14 protein-coding genes are annotated in these 15696 nt (G+C 64.0%); 9 read left to right on the plus strand and 5 right to left on the minus strand.

The genetic code is table 11. The features are described 5' to 3' along the window. The first annotated feature begins 8 nt into the window (after positions 1 to 8). From KC8_RS00365 to KC8_RS00380, 4 genes are all read left to right on the plus strand, one after another. The gene (locus tag KC8_RS00365) at positions 9 to 1271 is read left to right on the plus strand and encodes a hypothetical protein (RefSeq protein WP_010125254.1); all 1263 of its coding nucleotides are present in this window, start codon (positions 9 to 11) and stop codon (positions 1269 to 1271) included. After that, positions 1268 to 1876 carry an HdaA/DnaA family protein gene (locus tag KC8_RS00370; protein ID WP_010125255.1) on the plus strand — a complete coding sequence of 203 codons (609 nt, stop codon included), beginning with the start codon at positions 1268 to 1270 and terminating at the stop codon, positions 1874 to 1876. Before KC8_RS00365 ends, KC8_RS00370 begins: the two co-directional genes overlap by 4 nt. A gap of 21 nt (positions 1877 to 1897) precedes the next feature. Continuing rightward, positions 1898 to 4063 carry an RNA degradosome polyphosphate kinase gene (locus KC8_RS00375; RefSeq protein ID WP_010125256.1) on the plus strand — a complete coding sequence of 722 codons (2166 nt, stop codon included), beginning with the start codon at positions 1898 to 1900 and terminating at the stop codon, positions 4061 to 4063. Between the two features lie 143 nt (positions 4064 to 4206). Continuing rightward, complete coding sequence (locus tag KC8_RS00380) at positions 4207 to 5712, plus strand: Ppx/GppA family phosphatase (protein WP_010125257.1); 1506 nt, start codon at positions 4207 to 4209, stop codon at positions 5710 to 5712. Positions 5713 to 5715: 3 nt separating this feature from the next. Here KC8_RS00380 and KC8_RS00385 read toward each other — a convergent pair whose 3' ends face one another. The 3 genes from KC8_RS00385 to rnd all read right to left on the minus strand — a co-directional run bounded on the left by KC8_RS00385 (position 5716) and on the right by rnd (position 8219). Beyond that, the gene (locus KC8_RS00385; RefSeq protein WP_029624496.1) at positions 5716 to 6027 is read right to left on the minus strand and encodes an I78 family peptidase inhibitor; all 312 of its coding nucleotides are present in this window, start codon (positions 6025 to 6027) and stop codon (positions 5716 to 5718) included. 17 nt (positions 6028 to 6044) lie between these two features. After that, entirely contained in the window at positions 6045 to 6902 is an 858-nt protein-coding gene (locus tag KC8_RS00390; RefSeq protein WP_010125259.1) for a Coq4 family protein, read from the minus strand. A 144-nt stretch (positions 6903 to 7046) separates the two neighbouring features. Then, positions 7047 to 8219: a ribonuclease D gene (gene rnd / locus KC8_RS00395; RefSeq protein WP_010125260.1), complete on the minus strand. Its 1173-nt coding sequence runs from the start codon at positions 8217 to 8219 to the stop codon at positions 7047 to 7049. Between the two features lie 135 nt (positions 8220 to 8354). Between rnd and aspS the strand changes: the two genes are divergently transcribed. Together aspS and KC8_RS00405 are read left to right on the plus strand one after the other, a co-directional pair. Further along, positions 8355 to 10148: an aspartate--tRNA ligase gene (aspS, locus tag KC8_RS00400; protein WP_010125261.1), complete on the plus strand. Its 1794-nt coding sequence runs from the start codon at positions 8355 to 8357 to the stop codon at positions 10146 to 10148. Between the two features lie 71 nt (positions 10149 to 10219). After that, entirely contained in the window at positions 10220 to 11008 is a 789-nt protein-coding gene (locus tag KC8_RS00405; protein ID WP_010125262.1) for a polyphosphate kinase 2 family protein, read from the plus strand. 34 nt (positions 11009 to 11042) lie between these two features. Here the strand turns inward: KC8_RS00405 and greB are convergent, their stop codons facing one another. Further along, positions 11043 to 11537 (minus strand): transcription elongation factor GreB, encoded by a 495-nt coding sequence (gene greB, locus KC8_RS00410; protein WP_010125263.1) that lies wholly within the window; start codon positions 11535 to 11537, stop codon positions 11043 to 11045. A gap of 10 nt (positions 11538 to 11547) precedes the next feature. Then, positions 11548 to 13554 (minus strand): lytic transglycosylase domain-containing protein, encoded by a 2007-nt coding sequence (locus tag KC8_RS00415; RefSeq protein ID WP_010125264.1) that lies wholly within the window; start codon positions 13552 to 13554, stop codon positions 11548 to 11550. A gap of 98 nt (positions 13555 to 13652) precedes the next feature. Here KC8_RS00415 and dapA point away from each other — a divergent pair, with 98 nt between their 5' ends. The 3 genes from dapA to KC8_RS00430 are packed head-to-tail and all read left to right on the plus strand — an operon-like array spanning position 13653 to position 15625. Next, the gene (gene dapA / locus KC8_RS00420; RefSeq protein ID WP_010125265.1) at positions 13653 to 14528 is read left to right on the plus strand and encodes a 4-hydroxy-tetrahydrodipicolinate synthase; all 876 of its coding nucleotides are present in this window, start codon (positions 13653 to 13655) and stop codon (positions 14526 to 14528) included. Between the two features lie 57 nt (positions 14529 to 14585). Then, positions 14586 to 15068 carry an SsrA-binding protein SmpB gene (gene smpB, locus KC8_RS00425; protein ID WP_010125266.1) on the plus strand — a complete coding sequence of 161 codons (483 nt, stop codon included), beginning with the start codon at positions 14586 to 14588 and terminating at the stop codon, positions 15066 to 15068. A gap of 5 nt (positions 15069 to 15073) precedes the next feature. Continuing rightward, positions 15074 to 15625: a DUF2062 domain-containing protein gene (locus KC8_RS00430; protein WP_010125267.1), complete on the plus strand. Its 552-nt coding sequence runs from the start codon at positions 15074 to 15076 to the stop codon at positions 15623 to 15625. Positions 15626 to 15696: the final 71 nt, after the last annotated feature.

Raw genomic sequence — 15696 nt, forward strand, 5'->3', positions numbered from 1 at the left:
AGACGCGCGTGGATTTCGCAGTTCGTTCCTTTCCGCCCATCAATCGCGCCTGGCTCGCCCTTCTGGGGGCCGGTTTGCTTGGTGTGGGCGGCATCGTCGTCGCCCAGATCGAAGGCAGCGATCGCGGAATCGCGCCGATTGACAGCAGTTCCAGCTATGAGGTGTCGGGCGTTGCCGTCGATGTCGCGGGCAAGGACGCCGATTCCGCCCGGTTTGGCGGTTGGCGGGTCGCCCAGCGCAAGGGATGGCAATTGCTGTGGAGCCGGACGAACGGCCAGCCGGTGTCCGCCGCGCCCAAGCTGTCCGATTCGACGCTCGATTCGATCGTTGCCGGCATCGTCGTCGAGGACGAACAGATCGGGCCGAAGCGCTACGTCGCCAGGCTGGGCGTATTGTTCGATCGCGCGCGCACCGGGCAGTTGCTGGGCGTGCATGGTCAGGGACTGCGTTCGCCGCCGATGCTGGTGATCCCGGTGATGTGGTCCGGGGGGGCGCCGACCAGTTTTGAAACCCGATCCGAATGGCAGCGGGCCTGGGCGCGATTCCGCCCCGGCGGCAGCCCGATCGATTATGTCCGGCCGACCGGCACGGGCAGCGATCCGCTCCTCCTCAATGTCGCCCAGACCAATCGGCCGGGCCGTGGCTGGTGGCGGATGATCCTCGATCAGTTCGGCGCGGCGGACGTGATCGTGCCCGAAGTGACGATCGAACGGAGCTGGCCGGGCGGCCCGGTAATCGGCCGATTCGTCGTACGGCACGGGCCGGATGACCAGATTCTCGACCGTTTCGTGCTGCGCGTCCAGACAAGCGATGCCCTGCCGGCGATGCTGGACGAAGGCGTCCGGCGGATGGACGAGGCCTATTCGCAGGCGCTGCGCGACGGGCGGCTGCGGCCCGATCCGTCGCTGGTGATCGAAGAGCCGGCCGAGGAACTGGACGACGAGGCCTTCGCCAGCGAATCGATGGCCGAAGAAGCGTCGGCGACGGCGGCGAACTACAATGTTCAGGTCGATACGGCGGATGCCGCGGCGCTTACGGCAGCCGAATCGGCGCTGCGGGGCGTGCCCGGCGTGCGTGGGGTGGAGACGACGAGCCTGGCGCTGGGCGGCACATCGGTGATGCGGGTCGCGTATCAGGGCGAACTTTCGGCGCTGCGGATCGCGCTTCAGGGACGCGGCTGGCGGGTCGATGAAGGGCCGGGCACGCTGCGTATCCGGCGCGCCACGCCAGCCGTGCCGCCACCGGCGGCCGGGGGAACCCCCGCACAATGAGCCAGATCGCCCTGCCATTGGCATGGCCGGCGGCGGAAGATGAGCGGGATTTCTGTCGCGGCGAGGCCAATCATCAGGCGGTGCGCCATCTTGAACATCGCGCGCTCTGGCCGGTGATGGCCACATTGCTGACAGGTCCGCGCAAATCCGGCCGCAGCCTGCTGGGACGCATTTTCGTGGCGCACGCCGATGCGACGATGATCGACGATGCCGATCGGCGGCCCGAAGAAGATCTGTTCCACGCATGGAACCGGGCGCAGGCCGAACGCCGCCCGCTGCTGCTGATCGCCGATGCACCACCGCCGATGTGGCAGATCGCGCTGCCGGACCTGCGTTCGCGCATCGCCGCCACGCCGCATATCGCGATCGCCGAGCCGGACGATGCGCTGGCGGCGGCCTTGCTGGAACGGCTGCTGGGCCAGCGCGGGCTGGCGGCGGGACCGGACGTGATCGCGTATCTGGTGCCCCGGATCGAGCGGAGCTATGTCGCGATCCTGCGCACGATCGACGCGCTGGATCAGCTTTCCCTGGCGAAACGATCGCGCATCACCGTGCCGCTGGCCCGCGAAGCGCTGGCGGCCGCGGGTGTCATCGACGATTCATAAGATTGTGGTTATCGTTGCGGCATGGAAGACGTTGCCACCATCGAACCCATCGACACCTCCGAACCTGTCGTCGTTTCCGCCGAGGCAGGACAACGCTATTTCAACCGGGAAATTTCCTGGCTGGGCTTCAATCGCCGCGTGCTGGAGGAGGCGTGCAACACCGCCCACCCGCTGCTGGAACGCCTGCGTTTCCTGTCGATCTCGGGCAATAATCTCGACGAATTCTTCATGGTGCGCGTTGCCGGCCTGAAAGGGCAGCTGACCCAGGATGTCGATGCGCGATCCGTTGATGGGCTGACCGTTGCCCAGCAACTCGCCGCGATCGAACGCGAAGCGGACCAGTTGATGGATTCGCAGCAGCAGGTGTGGCGCGAACTGCGCGCCGAGATCGCCGGGGCAGGCATCGTGATCCTGGGCCATGATGAAATCGCCGAGGAGGATGTCGCCTGGCTGCAGAGGCATTTTCGCGACCAGATTTTCCCGGTGCTGACGCCACAGGCGTTGGACCCGGCCCACCCGTTCCCGTTCATCCCGAACAAGGGCTTCAGCCTGATGTTCGAATTGAAGCGGCTGTCCGATGGCGAGCCGATCCGCGAACTGCTGATGGTGCCGGCGACGCTGCGGCGTTTCGTGCGCCTGCCGGGCGATAGCGCGCGCTATGTTTCGATCGAGGCGGTGATCCGGCGGTGCACCGATATCCTGTTTCCGGGATATTCGGTCGGAGCCTATGGCGCGTTCCGCGTGATCCGCGACAGCGATATCGAAGTGGAGGAAGAAGCCGAAGATCTGGTCCGTTACTTCCGTTCGGCGATCAAACGGCGGCGCAAGGGACGGGTGATCCGGCTGGAATTGCTCGCCAACATGCCCAAATCGCTGGAACGACTGGTGAAGGACGAAATCGTCGGATCGGATGCGATCATCACCGATACCGAACGGTTCCTTGGCATTTCCGATCTCGAACAACTGGTCGAGGAAGACCGGCCGGACCTGAAATTCCCGCCATTTTCGCCCCGTTTTCCGGAACGTATTCGTGAACATGGGGGCGATTGCTTTGCGGCGATCCGCGCCAAGGATATCGTCGTCCACCATCCGTATGAAACATTTGATGTGGTGCTCGCCTTTCTGCGGCAGGCGGCGTCCGATCCCGATGTCGTGGCGATCAAGCAGACCCTGTATCGTGCCGGCAAGCAATCGGCGGTGATCCGTGCGCTGGTCGATGCGGCGGAAGCCGGCAAATCGGTGACCGCCGTCGTCGAACTGAAGGCGCGGTTCGACGAAGAACAGAATCTGATGTGGGCATCGCAACTGGAGCGCGCGGGCGTTCAGGTGGTCTATGGCTTCGTCGACTGGAAAACCCACGCCAAGGTTTCGATGGTCGTGCGGCGTGAAGGGGGCGGCTATCGCACCTACTGCCATTTCGGCACGGGCAATTACCACCCGGTGACGGCGAAGATTTATACCGACCTCAGCTTTTTCACGGCCGATCCGCGCGCCGGGCGCGATGCCGCGCAGCTGTTCAATTACATCACCGGCTATGTCGAACCGTCGAACCTGGAAATGCTGGTCATGTCCCCGCACGGGATGCGCGACCGGCTATGCGCGCTGATCCAGGTGGAAATGGACAATGCCCAGGCGGGCAGGCCCGCCGCGATCTGGGCGAAGATGAACTCGCTGGTCGATCCGGCAATCATCGAACAATTGTACAAGGCGTCGGCCGCCGGCGTGCAGATCGATCTGATCGTGCGCGGCATCTGCTGCCTGCGCCCCGGTGTGCCGGGGCTATCCGACAATATCCATGTCAAATCGGTGGTCGGCCGCTTCCTCGAACATAGCCGGATCATGTGTTTCGGCAACGGCGCGACGCTGCCCAATGATGACGCCAAGATATTCATTTCATCGGCGGACTGGATGCCGCGCAACTTCGATCGGCGGGTGGAATATATGCTGCCGATCGAAAACCCCACGGTGCACGCCCAGATCCTCGATCAGGTGATGGTCGCCAATCTGATCGACAGCGAACAGAGCTGGCACCTGCGGGCGGATGGCAGCTACGATCGAGTCGATCCGGGCAAACGGCCGTTCAACCTGCACCGCTATTTCATGACCAATCCTTCGCTTTCGGGGCGTGGCGCCGCGCTTGAGCGGAGCGGGGCCGTGCCGAAACTGAGCCTGCGGCGAGGTCGCTGACGTCAATGCCATGGAGACCGCCGGAATATCGGCCCAGTTTGCGTTGGTTTACCGCAGTTTCCGGGGTGCTGGAGGCTTCCATGCCGCCAGCCTTCTTTCCGGGGGTTTCGGGCGAAGGCAAATCCGGCTAATCCCGCATCCTCATGGTCGCCGCATCGCTTCATCGCACCAAGGCCCGCACGGGCCTCGACGACGGCCGCACGGCCATCATCGACATCGGTTCCAACTCGATTCGCCTTGTTGTCTATGACGGGCCGGTCCGCATTCCTTCGATCCTGTTCAACGAAAAGGTGATGGCGGGATTAGGCCGTGGCCTCGTTCGCGACGGGGCGCTGGAAACGGAATCGACCGAACGCGCACTGACCGCGCTTTCGCGCTTTCAACGGCTGACCCGCCAGATGGGCGTGGCGGATGTCCGCACCGTCGCCACCGCCGCCGTCCGTGAAGCCAGCAATGGCGCCGAGTTCATCGACCGGATCGAAGCGCTGGGGCTGACCGTGGAAGTGCTGTCCGGCGAAAATGAAGCCAAGATGGCCGGTTATGGCGTGCTGGCGGGCATTCCCGATGCGAATGGCATTGTGGGGGATCTGGGCGGCGGCAGCCTGGAACTGATCCGCGTCGGCGACGGCAAGGTGCACGAACGCATCTCGTTTCCGCTGGGGGTGCTGCGCGTTGCCGCGATCCGCGACAAGGGGCCAAGGGCGCTGGAGCGCGTGATTGCCGAAGCGATCGGGGAATCGGGCTGGGAAGGCCGGGGCGAAGGGCTGCCTTTCTACCTTGTTGGCGGTTCATGGCGTTCGCTGGCCCGGCTGGAAATGCATTTGTCGGCGTTTCCGCTGCCGATCATCCATCATTATCGCATGCCGGTGGAAGCGCCGCAGCGGCTGATCCGTTCGCTCGCCCATCTGGACAAGGCACGGCTGCGCGGGATTTCTGGCCTTTCGGCGTCGCGCATTCCAACATTGGGGCATGCGGCCGCCGTGCTGGGGGCGCTGGTTCGCCATCTGGGATCGAGCGGGCTGGTGGTTTCGGCCTATGGCCTGCGTGAAGGCCTGCTACATCAGAGCCTTCCCGAAGATGTGCGCGAACAGGATCCGCTGATCTGCGCGACGCGGGAAGAAGGCGTGCGGCTGGGCCGTTTTCCCGAACATGGCGATCTGCTCGATCGCTGGATCGCGCCATTGTTCGCCGATGAATGCGCGGCCGATGCCCGGTTGCGGCATGCCACCTGCCTGCTGGCCGATGTGGGCTGGCGCGCGCACCCCGAATTCCGGGCGGAACGAGGGCTGGAAACGGCGCTGCACGGCAATTGGGTGGGCGTGGATGCACAGGGCCGCGCGAAGATGGGCCATGCGTTGTACCGCAGCTTCGGCGGGGATGGCGGCCCGGCGCCGGTGGTAACGGCGCTACTGGAAGCCCCGGATATCGAACAGGCCGAACGCTGGGGCCTGGCGATGCGCCTGGGCCAGCGGTTGAGCGGCGGCGTTGCCGAAGCGCTGGAAAAAAGCGCGCTTCGGCTGAACGCGGACGCGGTGACGCTTGCGCTGCGCGCCGGCGATGCCGTGCTTTATGGGGAATCGGTGGAACGCCGCCACAAGACGCTGGCAGCGGCGTTCAACCTCAAGGCGAATCTGTCGGTCGCCGGTTGATCGTCAGCCGCAGCGAACCGAAAGGATGAAACTGCGCGTATCGATCTCGATATTCAGGCGATCGACGCGATAATCCATCGTCACCGGCTGGCCGGGGCGCAACACCCGGACGGTGCGGGCGCGTGCGGCCCGACGCGCACGTTCGACGACGCGATCTTCGGCCACCTGGCCGACGAACGACTGGGCGCGATCGGCTTGGCACTGGCCGTGCGGCGGACGTGGCGGCCGGGGCCGATCAGGACCAGGCATGCTTTCCATGCAGCCGGCCAGCAGCAATGCGCCCGCACTGGCGGCAATCAGGGCCTTCATCTGCATCATCATACTCCCCACTGTCAGGCCGCCTTGGCTTTCTTCACGGTGCCCGGCGCACCTTCGCCGAAAATGGTCGAAACCGCCGACGAGTCATAATGTTCCATCGGCGGAATATTCAACGCGGCGCGCGCTTCATCAAGGCTGAGGGCGAATAATGGTTCGTACCTGGCCATGAACAGGGGGGTGGCGGAGCGGCCGATGCGGATGCCGCGTTCGACGAAATCGGACAGGGTGGCGTAGGCGGCCGGGTAATGCAGCTGGACGCGGGTGAACATGGGCATGATCAGCAGCATGTGCACCGCCACCATTTCACCCGCGAGGGTGGGCGACATGTTGCGGTTCCAGTTTTCGATCCGCATCCAGAAAGGCACGACTTCGGCCATCGCATCGAACCCGACGCCACCGAGAATATGTTCGAAATCATGCGTCTGGGCGGATCGCAGCTCGAAATATTCGAGGTCGGTGGCCGGCCGCCAGGCGGGATCGGCGCGCAACCGGGGATCGAGCGCGATATCCAGATCGCCGGCAACCAGATAGTCGTAGAATATCCGTCCCAACGTGCCGGGCGCGTAGCCCGCCAGATCGTCGCGGGTGAAGGTGGAGATGAAGCGTTCGCCCATGAATGCGTCGAAGGCCGGGTTCTGGCGGCGTTCTTCGGCGAGCAGGCGGTTAATTTCGGTCGTGTCGCGCACTTCCCAATATGCGCGGACGATGTTCGTGCTGTCCCAGCCGACCCGCCGATCCGGGCCATTGCGGCGGAGCATCGCGGTCGTCATCGCATCGCCCAGCCGGGGGTTGTTCAGGTAGCGGGACGAACTGACGAGGACGCTGCTGTCGGTGGGCGTGTCGATGACGCCGAGACGCGAAAAATCATCCATGGTCCGCCTCCTGCCGCGCGCACTTTGCTCACGGCGATAGCCGGGGTACGCGATCGGACGGGAGTGTGCCTGCACTTGACGCGCCGGCCAAGTGCAAAGTGAGGGATGTTCATTATGCGTGGATCGCAAGCCCGATCGGATCGACTATTCCGGTGTGACTTCCGACATCACCAGCTTGCCGCGCCGCACGCTGAACGCCATCCGCCCTTCGACCAGCGCGATAGCATCCTTGCCGAACAGATCGTAGCGCCAGCCATCGAGCAGGGCCAAGCCTTCACGCTGGCCGGCCGCGATCGCCTCCAGTTCGTCCGATCGGGCGATCAGGCGCGGCGCGACATCCGATTCGCGTGAGCGGATCTTGAGCAGCAGCTTCAGCAGATCGGCGATCAGCGCGCCTTCCTTGCCGAGGCCGGGCTTGCGATCCTCGCGCGCGGGCATGTCTTCGTCGGGAAGCGGTGTCGCAGCCTCGATCGCGCCGATCAGCCGGCCGCCGATATCGTTGGACGCCCAGCTGGGTGAAAGCCCCCGCACGCGCGACAGATCGGCCTGCGTTTTGGGGGGGTGTGCCGCGATATCAGCCAGCGTCTCATCCTTGACCAGGCGGCCGCGCGGCAGATTTTTCGCCTGCGCCTCACGTTCGCGCCATGCGGCGAGTGCTTTCAGGCGGCCCAGCACATCGGCCTTGCGGCTGGGCACGCGGATGCGCATCCACGCCTGTTCGGGCAGGTTTTCGTAATTGCGCGGATCGCCCAGCCGTTCCATTTCCTGATCGAGCCACTGGCCCCGCCCGGTCTTGCGCAGGCGATTGAGCATCTTGGGGAAGATCGCGGAAAGATGGGTGACGTCGCCGATCGCATAATCGATCTGGCGCTTGTCGAGCGGGCGGCGGCCCCAATCGGTGAAGCGGGCGCCCTTGTCGAGCTTGATGCCGAGCATCGATTCGATGAGGTTGGAATAACCGACCTGTTCACCCATCCCCAGCGCCATCGCCGCGACCTGCGTGTCGAACAAGGGGTGCGGCGTCTTGCCGGTCAGGTTGTAGACGATTTCCAGATCCTGCCCGCCGGCGTGAAAGATCTTCAACACGTCTTCATTGTTGACGAGGAGATCGAGCAGGGGGGTAAGATCGAGGCCCTTGGCCTTGGGATCGATCGCGGCGGCTTCATGCTCGTCAGCGATCTGGATCAGGCAGAGATCAGGCCAATAGGTGTTCTCGCGCATGAATTCGGTATCGACCGCGACATATGGCGACTGGGCCAGACGGGCGACGAGATCGGCAAGGGTGGCGCTATCGGTGATCAACGGGTGAATCTGCATGTGCGGTGAATAGCCATGCCGCACGCCTTGACAAGCCGCGCCGTCACCGCGAAGCGCACTCAATCGTGAATTTTAGCCGAATTGGCGTGTGCGGACCCGCGAACCGACCGATCCGGCGCATTGAGAGCGACATACATGCACGCCTATCGCACCCATAATTGCTCCCAGCTTCGCGCTTCGGACGAGGGAGCCACGGTCCGTCTTTCGGGCTGGGTTCATCGCAAGCGTGACCATGGCGGTGTGCTCTTCATCGACCTGCGCGATCATTACGGCCTGACCCAGATCGTCGCCGACAGCGATTCGCCGGCCTTCGCCACGCTGGATAGCGTGCGCGCGGAATCGGTCATCACCATCACCGGCAGCGTCAAGCAGCGCGCCGAGGGCACGGCCAACGCCAACCTCGCGACCGGCGAGATCGAAGTCTATGCCCGTGAGGTGGCCGTCCAGTCCGCCGCGCAGGAACTGCCGCTGCCGGTGGCCGGCGAGGCCGAATATCCGGAAGATATCCGGCTGCGCTACCGCTACCTCGATCTGCGGCGCGAGCGGTTGCACAAGAATATCGTGCTGCGTTCGAACGTGATTTCGTCGCTGCGCCAGCGAATGATCGGGCAGGGCTTCACCGAATTCCAGACACCAATCCTGACGGCTTCGTCGCCCGAAGGCGCGCGCGACTATCTGGTGCCGAGCCGCGTCCATCCGGGCAAATTCTATGCGCTGCCGCAGGCGCCGCAGATGTTCAAGCAGCTGCTGATGGTGGCGGGTTTCGACCGTTACTTCCAGATCGCGCCCTGCTTCCGCGACGAGGACGCCCGCGCCGACCGTTCGCCGGGCGAGTTCTACCAGCTCGATTTCGAGATGAGCTATGTCACGCAGGATGACGTGTTCGCCGCGATCGAGCCGGTGCTGCACGGCGTGTTCGAGGAATTTGCCGATTTCGACGGCAAGGGCCGCACTGTTTCGCCGCTGCCGTTCAAGCGCATTCCGTACAAGGAATCGATGCTGAAATATGGCAATGACAAGCCGGACCTGCGCAACCCGCTGATCATCAGCGATGTCTCGTCTTATTTCGTAGGCTCAGGCTTTGGCCGGTTCGCCTCGATCGTTGAGGCGGGCGACGTGGTGCGCGCGATCCCGGCGCCGGGAACAGCGGAAAAGAGCCGCAAATTCTTCGACGACATGAATAGCTGGGCGCAGTCCGAGGGCTTTGCCGGCCTCGGCTATGCCACCCGCAAGGGCGGCGAATGGGGCGGCCCGATCGCCAAGAACCATGGCGAAGAAGGCATGAACGCGATGGCCGACGCGCTTGGCCTTGGCCCGGACGACGGCCTGTTCTTCGCCGCCGGCAAGGAAGCGCAGGCCGCCAAGCTCGCCGGCCTCGCCCGCACGCGGGCGGCCGAACAGCTCGACCTGATCGACGCCAAGCGTTTCGAGTTCTGCTGGATCGTCGATTTCCCGATGTTCGAATATGACGAGGACAACAAGAAGATCGATTTCAGCCACAATCCCTTTTCGATGCCGCAGGGCGAAATGGAGGCGCTGGAAACCAAGGATCCGCTCGATATCCTGGCTTTCCAGTACGATATCGTCTGCAACGGGGTGGAATTGTCGTCGGGCGCGATCCGGAACCACCGGCCGGAGATCATGTACAAGGCGTTCGAGATCGCCGGGTACAGCCAGCAGGAAGTGGACACCAATTTCGCGGGCATGATCAATGCCTTCAAGTTCGGCGCGCCGCCGCATGGCGGGTCTGCCCCGGGTGTCGACCGCATCGTCATGCTGCTTGCCGATGAACCGAACATTCGCGAGGTGATCGTCTTCCCGATGACGCAGAAGGCCGAAGACCTGATGATGCAGGCGCCGGCGGCGGCAACGCCGAAGCAATTGCGCGAACTGCATCTCCGCGTCGTCGAGCCGGCATCCAAGGGCTGATGCGCGGCGTTGCATGAACCGGCCCGTCATGCTGAAACGGTTTTGGCATGACGGGAAAGGGCGGGAACGGCATGGGCATCGACCTTGCGGAGCATGAGAAGGGCGAGAAGTTCGCCGGCGATTATGACGCCGCGCTCGCCGACGTGCAGGAGCGACTGGCTCGTATCCAGGTCGCCCATATCGTTCACGGCAAGCGCAGCATCATCCTGTTCGAAGGCTGGGACGCCGCCGGCAAGGGCGGGATCATCCAGCGGCTGACCGGCGAATGGGACCCGCGCCACTTCGAGGTGTGGCCGATCGCCGCACCCACCCCGGAAGAAAAAGCGCGGCATTTCCTGTGGCGTTTCTGGAACCGACTGCCGGGACGCAGCGAAATCAGCGTGTTCGATCGCAGCTGGTATGGCCGCGTACTGGTCGAACGGGTCGAGAGCTTCGCCACCGAACGGCAGTGGCAGCGCGCCTATGACGAGATCAACGAGTTCGAAGCGCAGCAGAAAGAGGATGGCACCGCCATCATCAAACTGTTCATCCACGTCACGCAGGAAACGCAGGACAAGCGGCTGAAAGAACGGCTGCAGCATCCGTGGAAGCGGTGGAAGACGGGGGCCGAGGATTTCCGCAATCGTGCGCGGCGGGACGATTATCTGAAGGCGATGGCCGACATGTTCGACCATACCGATACGCGCTGGGCGCCGTGGCATGTGATCGACGGCAACAACAAGAAGGCCGCCCGCATCGCCGCGCTGACGCTGATCGCCGACAAGCTGGAAAAGAGTGTGCCCATGACGGCGCCCCCGGCCGACGCCGAACTTACGGCGTTGGCCAAGGCGACGTTCGGCGCGGATTTCCAGCTGGATTAATCAAGCGAGGGTGGCCGCCCGTGCGGCGTGCCGTTCAGCTTGTGGCGGTTGGATAGGTGATCGCCAGAATTTCCCATTCCTTCGGTCCGGCGGGCAATTCGACCCGGCGCAGATCGCCGACCGCCGCGCCTTTCAGCGCGCGGGCGAGGGGAGAGCGCCAACTGATCCGGCCATTGCCGGCATCGGCTTCGTCCTCGCCGATCAGGGTGACGATGCGTTCGCGATCATCTTCGTCAACCAGCGTCACCGTTGCGCCGAACCAGACGCGCGAACGATCGTCCTGCCGCGCCGGATCGATCACCTTGGCGGCCTTCATCCGCCGCGACAAATGGCTCAGTTCGCGGTCGATCTCGCGCAGTTTCTTGCGGCCGTAGATATAGTCGCCATTTTCCGATCGATCGCCGTTGCCGGCGGCCCAGGAAATGACCTCGACCAGCTTGGGGCGATCGACCGCGAACAATTGTTCATAGCGCTGGCGCATGACGCGCAAACCCGCAGGCGTGATGTAGTTCGGAGGGCGTTCGTTCATCGGTGTGCGATCAGCCTGGCGTGGATTTGCCGAGATAGGCCGACAATTTGTTACGTGTCGGCATCTTCGCATGTTGGGGGTTCATCGCCGAATAGACGACGGCATTTTCCAGCACGCGCTGCACATAGCCGCGCGTTTCGGACAACGGAATCCCTTCGATCCAGTCGATCACGTCGATGCCGGGCATGCGAGGATCACCATAAGCCCGCAGCCATTTGTTCACATTGCCGGGGCCGGCATTGTAGCTGGCGACGGCAAGCACGTGGTTGCCGCCATAATAGTTCAGCATCCGCTGGAAGAAGCTGGATCCCAGCATGATGTTATAGGTCGGATCACTGGTCAGCCGGTCATAATCATAAGACAGGCCGAGCTTGCCGGCCTGTTCGCGTGCGGTGGCAGGCATCAACTGCATCAGCCCGCGCGCGCCGGCATGGCTGACGGCCTGTCGATCGAACTGGCTTTCCTGGCGGGTGATGGCGTGGATCATCACCCAATTGCCGGTTTCCGTGGGTGGCACGGCGACCTGCGGGAAGCCGGTCGGCACGAAATCGCTGGCGCCGGTGTTGCGGGCGTTGCGCGCCACCATCACACCCAGATCGGGCCGGCCGATTTCGCGCGACAATTCGGCTGTCAGGGCGTGATCGGCGTCGCTGCGCGCATCCTGGGCCAAGGTGCGCAGGAACAGGCTTTGGTCGCGCCATGACCCGAGTTCGCCAAGGATGCGCGACGCACGCACGATCGACCGGGAAGCGAAACGCGCCCGATCGGCGGAGGTCAACATAGTCGGTGCAATCGCCGGGACTGCGGCGGGCCGGCCAATCCGTTCGGCAGCCAGCTGGCCGTAAAATTGATCGGGATGGGTGGCCGCTTCCGTGAAATAGCGTGTGGCGTTCGGCTGATCGCCTGCGGCCAGCGCGGCGCGGCCTGCCCAGTACAGGCCCTTGGTTTGCGTGCCCGGGCTTTGCGCGGCGGCGGCGTAACGGCTGAACATCGCGGCCGCATCCGCCGGACGGTTGAGCTTCCTGAGCGCGGTAATCCCGCCAAGCCAGACGAGATCGGTATATTCATCGCGTTCGGCAAAGCTGCGCGTGCGCACGACTGTTCCGGCCGGGAAGGCGGCATCGGCGTGGCGCGCCATATCGACCACGAAGGTGGATTGATTGTCATTGGCCGCGCCACGGGCGTTGAGGACGAGAATTTCCAGCCATTTCGCCGGATCGAGCGGGGGCGCGGACAGCGTGCGGGCCTGGCCGAGCCATGCGCGCGCCAGCACGCTTTGGCCGGTATCCCGCAACCAGCGTGCGCGATCGGCGACAAATCCGGCATCGCTGTTGCCAGTGCTGGCAAAGGTCATTGCCTTTTCCGCTGCATCGGCGCGCTTCGTCTGCATCGCCAGCCGGGCATCGAACAGCGCCGCCTTCACTGGCGAGACGCGAGGAAGTTGCCGTGCGGCGGCGGTTGTCGCGCGATCCCACAACAGGCGATCCATTCGCATGTCGTGATCGGCCTGCGTGATCTGCGGACCGAACCGGCCAAGCAGGCGCTGTTCGTCGCTGTCGATGAGCGCGCCGCTGGTCCAGGCGGTGCGTGCGATGGTGGTTGCTTCGCCGACGCGGCCGATCGCGGCCAGCGCTTCGGCCTGCCGTAACCGCCCCACATTGGACAGCGGCGGGAAGCGATCGAAGAATCGGGCAACTTCGGACGGGGCCGCCGGATAGGCATCGAGCTGCTTTTCGGCGGTGCGGCGCATGGCCGATTCGCCCGGCCATCCCGGATAGGCCAGCAGGAACCCGGCATATTCGGAAAAAGCGAGGCTGTCCGTTTGACGCAGGCGATTCCAGCGGATCAGGGCTTCGGCCACCGGATCGACCGCAACAGTGCTCGCTTGTGGCGGTGCAGAGGCCAATCCCAGCCGGCTGCGATACCAATCGCGCTGGTCCGTCGTCAGCGTCGCGGCACCCGCGACCGACGCCATCATCACCCCAAAGCCCAAAGCACGCGTCAACATGCTGGACATGATGCGGCTGCCGTCCTTATCAGCCGCTAAACGTAACCAGTACCGTCCCATGTCGTGCACTATGCCGCGCGTCGGGCTCCAGGTGAAGGGAGTGTATGATGTTCAGCGGGTCGATTCCGGCTCTTGTGACGCCGTTCCGCGATGGACGGTTCGACGAAGCCGCATTCCGGGCGCTTGTCGATTTCCAGATTGATAACGGTTCGTCCGCGCTGGTGCCCTGCGGCACGACGGGCGAAAGCGCCACCATGTCGATCGAAGAGCACAACCATGTCGTTGCGGTCTGCGTCGAGCAGGCGGCCGGCCGGGTGCCGGTGATCGCCGGCTGCGGATCGAACGACACCAAGGTCGCGCTTGAACATATGCAGCATGCGCAGGCCGCCGGTGCGACGGCGGCGCTGGTGGTGCTGCCTTATTACAACCGGCCCAATCAGGACGGACTGATCGCCCACTTCACCTATCTGGCGAACAACAATGATCTGCCGATCATCCTGTATAATGTGCCGGCCCGCACCGTGACCGACATCACCGTCGATACGATGGCCGCGCTGGCGAAGCTGCCGACGATCGTCGGCGTCAAGGACGCCAGCGGCAAGGTGGAACGGGTGTCGGCCCAGCGGCTGGCCTGTGGCCCCGATTTCTGCCAGCTTTCCGGCAATGACGATATGACGCTGGGTTTCATGGCGATGGGCGGCGTGGGCTGCATTTCCGTCACCGCGAACGTCGCGCCGCGGCTGTGCGCCGATTTTCAGGCGGCTTGTGCCAGCGGCGACTGGAAGGGCGCGCTGGCGCTGCAGGACCGGCTTTTCCCACTGCACAGCGCATTGTTCACGGATGCTTCACCTGGCCCTGTGAAATATGCGCTAAGCCGCACCCGCCCTGGATTTCCGGTCGAATTGCGCCTGCCGATGACCTGGCCGTCGGAAGCCAGCCGTCATGCGGTTGACGCGGCGCTGGCCCATGCAGGGCTGGTGTGAAGCCCATCCCTGCCCATATGGGCAAATGACGCGATCCGGCGTCCAAGAAAGAGTTAGATGGCCCGCCCCAAGCCCGCAACTTTCGAGAAAGTGAAGACGGTCGCCGAGAATCGGCGGGCGCGTTACGAATATTTCCTTGAGGATTTCTTCGAGGCGGGCATCGCGTTGACCGGGACCGAGGTGAAATCGCTGCGTTTCGGCGAAGGATCGATCGCGGAAAGCTATGCCGAGGTAAAGGGCGATCAGGTGTGGCTGGTTAACGCCAACGTACCGGAATTCAGCCATGGCAACCGTTTCAACCATGAACCGAAACGGCCGCGCAAGCTGTTGTTGCATGCCCGTGAGATCGAAAAGATGCGGCATGCCGTGTCGCGCGAGGGGATGACGCTGATCCCGCTGTCGATCTTCTTCAACCCACGGGGCCGGGCCAAGGTGGAACTAGCGCTGGCCAAGGGCAAGAAGCTGCACGACAAGCGCGAGACGGAAAAGGCGCGCGACTGGAAACGCGAGCAGCAGCGCCTGTTGCGCGATCGGGGCTAGGCGGCATGTTCGAGAGGATGCGCGCCTGGAGCGAGCGCAACATGCCGACGCGCGAAACGTTCGAACGGATTCGCTGGCTGCAACCTGTTGCCCATCGCATATTGTTGCCGGAATTGTGGCGTTTCCACCGTCGTTCAGTGCCGCGTGGCGTGGCGCTCGGCATATTGGTGGGTGTCCTGATTCCTGTGGCGCAAACCGTTTTCGCGGCGATCTTCGCGCTTCCTTCGCGGGCGAATGTGCCGGTGGCCGCGCTGACGACCTTCATCACCAATCCGTTTACCACGCCGGCGATCTGGGCGTTTTCCATCTGGGTTGGCCGCAAGCTGCTGGGGCATGGGCCGACCGATCTGGCCGCTGCGGCGGGGCATATTCCGCAACAGGCCGTTGGATGGAGCGAATGGTTGCTGCGCGATATCGGCCCGGCGCTGGGCCTTGGGCTGGTCGTCGTGTCGGTCGTGGGGGCGGCCATCGGCTATGTGATCGCAGCACTGACCTGGCGGATGTGGATCGCGCGGAAATGGCGGCAGCGGCTTTATGACAGGATGCTGCGGAGCTGACGGCCAGTTGCCGCATGCTATCGTCGCCGGCTGAGGCCTGCCGGTGGAAGCGCCGGTTGGGTTGCCGCGCG

The organism is Sphingomonas sp. KC8, from assembly GCF_002151445.1.
Taxonomy (GTDB): Bacteria; Pseudomonadota; Alphaproteobacteria; order Sphingomonadales; family Sphingomonadaceae; genus Sphingomonas_E.

Coding starts and splice junctions, on each gene's coding strand:
- KC8_RS00370 (WP_010125255.1), top strand. CDS start 1,268: ATGAGCCAGATCGCCCTGCCATTGGCATGGCCGGCGGCGGAAGATGAG.
- KC8_RS00375 (WP_010125256.1), top strand. CDS start 1,898: ATGGAAGACGTTGCCACCATCGAACCCATCGACACCTCCGAACCTGTC.
- KC8_RS00380 (WP_010125257.1), top strand. CDS start 4,207: ATGGTCGCCGCATCGCTTCATCGCACCAAGGCCCGCACGGGCCTCGAC.
- KC8_RS00385 (WP_029624496.1), bottom strand. CDS start 6,027: ATGCAGATGAAGGCCCTGATTGCCGCCAGTGCGGGCGCATTGCTGCTG.
- KC8_RS00390 (WP_010125259.1), bottom strand. CDS start 6,902: ATGGATGATTTTTCGCGTCTCGGCGTCATCGACACGCCCACCGACAGC.
- rnd (WP_010125260.1), bottom strand. CDS start 8,219: ATGCAGATTCACCCGTTGATCACCGATAGCGCCACCCTTGCCGATCTC.
- aspS (WP_010125261.1), top strand. CDS start 8,355: ATGCACGCCTATCGCACCCATAATTGCTCCCAGCTTCGCGCTTCGGAC.
- KC8_RS00405 (WP_010125262.1), top strand. CDS start 10,220: ATGGGCATCGACCTTGCGGAGCATGAGAAGGGCGAGAAGTTCGCCGGC.
- greB (WP_010125263.1), bottom strand. CDS start 11,537: ATGAACGAACGCCCTCCGAACTACATCACGCCTGCGGGTTTGCGCGTC.
- KC8_RS00415 (WP_010125264.1), bottom strand. CDS start 13,554: ATGTCCAGCATGTTGACGCGTGCTTTGGGCTTTGGGGTGATGATGGCG.
- dapA (WP_010125265.1), top strand. CDS start 13,653: ATGTTCAGCGGGTCGATTCCGGCTCTTGTGACGCCGTTCCGCGATGGA.
- smpB (WP_010125266.1), top strand. CDS start 14,586: ATGGCCCGCCCCAAGCCCGCAACTTTCGAGAAAGTGAAGACGGTCGCC.
- KC8_RS00430 (WP_010125267.1), top strand. CDS start 15,074: ATGTTCGAGAGGATGCGCGCCTGGAGCGAGCGCAACATGCCGACGCGC.